At 73.8% G+C, this 6,911-nt stretch carries 5 protein-coding genes; 3 read left to right on the top strand and 2 right to left on the bottom strand.

Annotated elements, in window-relative coordinates:
• Nucleotides 1-50 precede the first annotated feature (50 nt).
• Together MHW47_RS30010 and MHW47_RS30005 are read right to left on the bottom strand one after the other, a co-directional pair.
• Nucleotides 51-944 carry a hypothetical protein gene (locus MHW47_RS30010; protein ID WP_239226987.1) on the bottom strand — a complete coding sequence of 298 codons (894 nt, stop codon included), beginning with the start codon at nucleotides 942-944 and terminating at the stop codon, nucleotides 51-53.
• Nucleotides 945-1,020: 76 nt separating this feature from the next.
• Complete coding sequence (locus MHW47_RS30005) at nucleotides 1,021-2,808, bottom strand: beta-galactosidase family protein (RefSeq protein ID WP_239226985.1); 1,788 nt, start codon at nucleotides 2,806-2,808, stop codon at nucleotides 1,021-1,023.
• A gap of 146 nt (nucleotides 2,809-2,954) precedes the next feature.
• On the opposite strand from MHW47_RS30005, the gene MHW47_RS30000 reads away from it, so the two are divergent.
• The 3 genes from MHW47_RS30000 to pepN form a co-directional block, all read left to right on the top strand.
• Nucleotides 2,955-3,833: an AraC family transcriptional regulator gene (locus tag MHW47_RS30000; RefSeq protein WP_239226983.1), complete on the top strand. Its 879-nt coding sequence runs from the start codon at nucleotides 2,955-2,957 to the stop codon at nucleotides 3,831-3,833.
• Between the two features lie 11 nt (nucleotides 3,834-3,844).
• Nucleotides 3,845-4,171: a chorismate mutase gene (locus MHW47_RS29995; protein WP_239226982.1), complete on the top strand. Its 327-nt coding sequence runs from the start codon at nucleotides 3,845-3,847 to the stop codon at nucleotides 4,169-4,171.
• 244 nt (nucleotides 4,172-4,415) lie between these two features.
• A partial coding sequence (pepN, locus tag MHW47_RS29990; RefSeq protein WP_239226980.1) for an aminopeptidase N occupies nucleotides 4,416-6,911 on the top strand: 2,496 nt, incomplete at its 3' end.

Genomic DNA, 6,911 nt, shown 5'->3' with positions numbered 1-6,911 from the left:
GAGGTCCGCCCGAGCCGTGGGTCCGGGGCGGCGTCCCCGGACCCACGGCCTCAGGTCGTGCAGTCCAGCACCGCACGGCACAGCGCGCACCGCACCCGGACCCGCCCCCGCACCGCCACCCGGTTCCACTGGTGGCAGACCGGGCACGGAAACTCCACCCGCAACCCGTCCCCGCTCCCCTCGAAGGCGTACGCGGCCTCACCGCCCTCCCGGGCCGGACGCCCGTACCGCCGGTCCCGGGCATAGCGGAGGCGGTCCGTCCGGCGGGCCGCCGTCAGCGGCGGCCGGGCCGCGTCCCGCAGCGCCCGCGTCCGGCCCGCCACGTACGCGGTGTACGCCTGCGGGCTGGTGAACCACGGCGACGGGTCCTCCCCGAACAGCAGCGCCCGCCCCGCCAGTACGTAGCCGAACTCCTCCGGGGTCAGGTAGCCCAGCTTCTGACTGGAGACCCCGTCCTCCCGGAACGCGTCGAGCAGCAGCCACCCCGCCCCCAGATAGGCCGCCGCCGTGTCCGTCAGGATCTCGTTGGTCCGCGTACCGGGGAACTCCAGGCCCAGCCGGTGCAGCAGCACATGCGCCACCTCGTGCGACAGCGCGGCACCGATGTCCCGGCGATGCGTACGGAAGCGGTCGTTCAGCTCCACGAAGTACTCCGGGCCCGCCGCCAGTTCCACACTCCCCGCGTGCTCCATCGCCCGGAACGACACGATCATCCGGGCGTCCGGCAGCCGGTAGTGGCGCACCAGCGCCCGCGCCACCCGCTGCGCCCCCGGCAGCAGGTCCTCCGCGTCCGTGAACGCCGCGTCCGCCGGGGCGAAACTCGCGCCGAACCGCCGCACACCGTCCGGACCCAGCCGCCGGTACAGCGCGGTGATCGCCGCACGGACCGTCGCCAGATGCGGAAAACCGTGCTCCACGGGGCTGCGGCGAAGACCGTCCGGCACGTCCGCACCCCCGCTCCCGCGACGCTCGACCCCTCCTCACTGTAGAACGCACCCGGCCACCCCCGGGTTGCCCACCTCAGCCAGTCGCCCGCACCGGCAGGCCCGGACCCAGCACCACATGGCCCGCGCCCGCGCCCTCCGTCTCCAGCACCCACACCTCGTTGACCCCGTCCCGCAGCACCGGACCCGGCACATACAGCGTGCGCTGCGGCCCCGCCGACCAGTACCGGCCCAGGCAGAAGCCGTTCACCCACACGAACCCCCGCGTCCAGCCGGGGAGTTCCAGCCCCGCGTGATCGACCCCGGACACCTCCGCCGACTCGAACACCCCCCGGTACAGGCCCGGCCCGCCCGCCCCCTCCACCGGCGCGAACGGCACCCGCGCCACCGCCCCCGGCTCGTCGAACGCGTTCAGCCGCAGCGCCCGCGCCCGCACCCCGTGCAGATACTGACGCTCGTGCAGCACGCCCCCGGTGATCCCCTTCGGCTCACCCAGCCGCGGCCCGTAGTTGACCCGGCCCAGCGACTCCACCCACAGCTCCACCTCGGCCGGCCCGGCCACCGGCTCCTCCAGCGTCGCCGCCTCCTCGCTCAGCACCCCCCGGCGCACCCCGTCCACGTACACCACCGCCCGGTCCCGCAACCCCGCCACACCCAGCGGATACGGGCCCCGCGGACCCGGCACCGCCACCCGGTAGCGCACCAGCCCCCGGTCCAGGCCCAGCTCCTCGAACGTCGGCGGCACCCCGGACTCCGGCCCCTCCTCCTCGCCCAGCGCCTCCAGCACCGCCGACAGCGGCGCCCACTCGGCCAACTCCACCCGCACCGGACCGGCCGGCCCCACCGGCTCGGGCGGCAGCGGCGGCAGCGGCCCGTCCGCGTACCGCGAGAGCACCTCGCGGAACAGGCGGAACTTCTCCGTGGCCCGCCCGTACTCGTCCACCGGCGCGTCGTAGTCGTACGACGTCACCGTCGGCAGCAGCTCCCCGTCCTGGAGCGGGCCCGACCGGTTGGCCCCCGCCCACCCCGCGAAGTTCGTGCCGCCGTGCGCCATGTAGACGTTCACCGACGCCCCGCACTCCAGGACCTCCGCCAGCGCGGCCGCCGCCCCCGCCGGCTCCCGCACCACCGGCGGCGCACCCCAGTGCTCGAACCAGCCGCACCAGAACTCCATGCACATCAGCGGACCGGACGCCCGGTGCCGGCGCAGCACCCCGAACGCCTCACGCGCCCCCGAACCGAAATTGGCCGTCGCCAGCAGACCGGGCACCGAACCGCCCGTCAGCATGTGGTCCTCCGGCCCGTCCGAGGTGAACAGCGGCACGCCCACCCCGAACTCGCCCAGCAGCGCGGCCACCCGGCGCAGGTACACCGCGTCGCTGCCGTAACTCCCGTACTCGTTCTCCGCCTGCACCATGATCACCGGCCCGCCCCGGTCCACCTGCCGCTCCACCACCTGCGGCAGCAGCCGCGCGAACCAGGCCCGCACCGCGTCGAGGAACCCCTCGTCCCGCGTACGCACCCGCCGCCCGAACCGGCCCGTCACCCACACCGGCAGCCCGCCGTTCTCCCACTCGGCGCAGATGTACGGGCCGGGCCGCACGATCGCCCACAGCCCCGCCCGCTGCGCCGCGTCCAGGAACCGGCCCAGCGCCTCCACGTCCCGGAACCGGCCCGGCCGGGGCTCGTGCAGATTCCACGGCACGTACGTCTCCACGCAGTTCAGGCCCATCGCCCGCAGCATCGCCAGCCGGTGGTCCCACTGCCCCTCGTGCACCCGGAAGTAGTGCAGCGCCCCCGACAGCAGCCGCACCGGCCGCCCGTCGACCCGGAAATCGCCGTCCCCGACGCTGAAGTCAGCCATGGTGCCCGTTCTCCCGATGCGTGGAATCTCTCGTTCCAGCCTCAGCCCTGGCGCCCGGCCGGTCCATGGACAAAAATCGCGGCTGACTGGACAAACCACCTGCTCACCAGGCGCACGGCAGGAGGACGGGGGAGCACGGAGGGCCGATGTACCAGACCTGGATGCGCTTCTTCACCCCCGGCCCGCTCCACCACCGCCTCGGCCTCGTCTGCCTCGGCGTCGGCCTCCAGCACGGCACCCTGCCCGCGGTCGGCCCCCGCACCCTCGACCACCACGTCGCCGTCGTCGTCCACTCCGGCAGCGGATGGTTCACCGCCCCCGACGGACGACGGCTGCCCGTCACCGCCCCCGCCCTCCTCTGGCTCACCCCCGGCACCCCCCACCACTACGGCGCCGACCCCCACACCGGCTGGGACGAGAGCTTCGTCGACTTCACCGGACCCGCCACCGCCGCCTACACCGAACTCGGCTACATCGAACCCGACCGCCCCCTCGTCCCCCTCGCCGACACCACCGCACCCCGCGCCGCCGTCCACCGCATGGTCAGGGCCGCCCGCCCCGGCAACCCGCTCCTGGAGGCCGAGACCGGCGCCGCCGTCCACGAACTCCTCGTCGCCCTGCGCCGCGCCCGCACCGGCACCGGCCCGGACGCCGACCCGCTCCTGCGCGCCCTCGCCCGCGACGCCCTCCAGCCGCTCACCGTCGCCGAACACGCCGCTCGCCACGGCATGACCCCCGCCGAACTGCGCACCGCCGTCCGCCGCAGCGCCGGCTGCGGCCCCAAGGACTACCTCCTCGGCATCCGGCTCGGCCGCGCCAAGGAACTCCTCGCCACCGGCGACCTCCCCGTCGCCGCCGTCGCCCGCCGCGTCGGCTACGACGACCCCGCCTACTTCTCCCGCCTCTTCACCCGACGCGTCGGCACACCCCCCGCCCGCTTCCGCGCCCAGCAGCGCCACACCGTGCCCGGCGGCTGGAGCGACCACGTACCGGACCCGGCCGACCCGCCGACGATCACGCCGTAAGCTCGCTGCCCATGACCACGAACGACATCGACGACTCCGTACGCGGCGAACTCGACCGGCTGCGCCAGAGCATCGACAACATCGACGCGGCCGTCATCCACATGCTCGCCGAACGCTTCAAGTGCACCCAGGAAGTCGGCCACCTCAAGGCCGCCCACCAGCTCCCCCCGGCCGACCCGGCCCGCGAGGCCCGCCAGATCGCCCGCCTGCGCCAGCTCGCCGAGAACGCCCGTCTCGACCCGGCGTTCGCCGAGAAGCTGCTCAACTTCATCGTCGCCGAGGTCATCCGCCACCACGAGCGCATCGCCGAGGAGTCCGCGGCGGAGGACCGGGCCTGACCCCGGGGGCGCCCGGAGCGCCGCCCGGCGGCGGGGCCGATGACCAGGCCCCGCCCCGGCGGGCCGAGCACCCGCGTACCGACCGCACCACCCCGGCGGCCACCAGCGACCCGAACCCCGCCGCCACCCCCCACGGCACCACGACAACCCCGCCGGACCCCGTACCGAAGCCGCCCCGGGGCTCCGGTCAGCCCTGCGAGAACCCCCCCTGCGGCACGCCCACGGCGTACGGCAGCATGGACGCATGTCCGTACTGACGCGCGATGAAGCGCAGGCCCGAGCCCAGATCCTCGACGTTCAGCGATACACCGTCGAACTCGACCTCACCACGGGGGAGGAGACCTTCGACTCCCGCACCGTGATCGAATTCACCGCCCGCACCGAAGGTGACACCTTCGTCGAGCTCAAGCCGGCCACCCTCCGCGCCATCAGCCTCGACGGGCACCCGCTGGACCCCGCGCACCTCACCGAGAACCGGTACCCGCTCACCGGTCTCACCCCGGGCCGCCACGAACTGCGCGTCGACGCCGCGATGCACTACTCCCGCACCGGCGAGGGCATGCACCGCTTCACGGACCCCAGCGACCACGAGACCTACGTCTACACCCAGCTGTTCATGGAGGACGTCCAGCGCGTCTTCGCCGCGTTCGACCAGCCGGACCTCAAATCCGTCTTCGACCTCACCGTCACCGCCCCCGAAGGCTGGACCGTCCTCGGCAACGGCGTCGCCCGGCACACCGGCGACGGCCGCTGGACCATCGCCCCCACCCCCCTGATCTCCACCTACCTCGTCGCCGTCGCCGCCGGCCCCTGGCACTCCGTGACCACCGAGCACGCCGGACTGCCCTTCGGCATCCACTGCCGCCGCTCCCTGGCCCCCTACCTCGACGCCGATGCCGACGAGATCCTCGACATCACCCGCGCCTGCTTCGACCGGTTCCAGGAGAAGTTCGACGAGCCCTACCCGTTCGACTCCTACGACCAGGCGTTCGTCCCCGAATTCAACGCCGGCGCCATGGAGAACCCCGGCCTCGTCACCTTCCGCGACGAGTTCGTCTACCGCTCCGCCGTCACCGACACCGAACGCCAGACCCGGGGCATGGTCATCGCCCACGAGATGGCCCACATGTGGTTCGGCGACCTCGTCACCCTCGCCTGGTGGGACGACATCTGGCTGAACGAGTCCTTCGCCGAGTACATGGGCTACCAGACCCTCGCCGAAGCCACCCGGTTCACCGACACCTGGGTCGACTTCGGCGTCGCCCGCAAGGGCTGGGGCTACAGCGCCGACCAGCGCCCCTCCACCCACCCCGTCGCCCCCGACCCGGCCGACGTCCCCGACACCGCCTCCGCCCTCCTCAACTTCGACGGCATCTCCTACGCCAAGGGCGCCTCCGCCCTGCGCCAACTCGTCGCCTGGCTCGGCGAGAAGGACTTCCTCGCCGGCATCAACATCCACTTCGCCCGCCACAAGTTCGGCAACGCCACCCTCGCCGACTTCATCGACAACCTCGCCGCCGCCACCGACCGCGACGTCCACGCCTGGGCCGAGCAGTGGCTGCGCACCACCGGCGTCGACACCCTCACCGCCCGCACCGCCGAGACCGACACCACCTGGTCCCTCACCGTCGGCCAACGGGGCACCCGCCCCCACCGCATCAGCGTCGGCGCCTACGACCACTCCCTCGACACCCAGCACGGACCCACCCCCCTCGTCCTGCGCGAACGCTTCGAGACCGGCATCCCCGAGGACGCCCCCGTCACCCGCCCCGGCCGCCGCCCCGCCCTCGTCGTCATCAACGACGAGGACCTCACCTACGCCAAGATCCGGCTCGACCCCGGCTCCTGGACCACCGTCCTGGACAGCCTCTCCGGCATCCCCGACCCCCTCACCCGCGCGGTCATCTGGAACGCCGCCCGCGACATGGTCCGCGACGGCGAACTCGCCCCCCGCACCTACCTCGACCTCGCCCGCGCCCACCTGCCCCACGAAACCGACCTCGCCCTCCTCCAGGGCGTCCTCGAATTCGCCGACGGCCAGGTCGCCGCCTGCTACACCGCCCCCGAGGACCGGCCCGCCGCCCTCGCCACCCTCACCGCCCTGTGCCGCGACCTCATCCGCCGCACCGAGGACGGCACCCACCCCGGCCTCCGCCTCACCGCCGTACGCCACCTCATCGACGCCGCCACCCAGCCCGACACCATCCAGGGCTGGCTCGCCGACGACACCGTCCCCGGCGGCCCCGAACTCGACCCCGAACTGCGCTGGCGCATCCTCACCCGCCTCGCCGTCCTCGGCGCCACCGACGAACCGGCCATCGCCGCCGCCCTGGAGAGCGACCCCAGCGCCACCGGCCAGGAAGGCGCCGCCCGCTGCCGCGCCGCCCTCCCCACCCCCGAGGCCAAGGCCGCCGCCTGGGACGCCATGTTCCGGGACGACAGCCTCTCCAACTACCTGTTCACCGCCACCGCCCAGGGCTTCTGGCAGCCCGAACAGACCGACCTCGTCCGCGCCTACGTACCCCGCTTCTACCCCGAAGCCGCACAGCTCGCCGCCCGCCGAGGCCCCGCCATCGCCGAAGCCGCCGGCCGCTACGCCTTCCCCGCGTGCGTCATCGACGCCGAAAGCCTCCGCCTCGGCGAGGAAGCCCTCGACGACCCCGTGCTCATCCCCGCGCTCCGCCGCAAGCTCACCGACCAGGTCGACGACCTCCGCCGCGCCCTGCACGTACGCGACACC

The organism is Streptomyces sp. OfavH-34-F (assembly GCF_022347745.1).
GTDB lineage: Bacteria > Actinomycetota > Actinomycetes > Streptomycetales > Streptomycetaceae > Streptomyces.
Note: the sequence above shows the minus strand (reverse complement) of the source record. Positions and strands in the feature narration are given on the sequence as shown.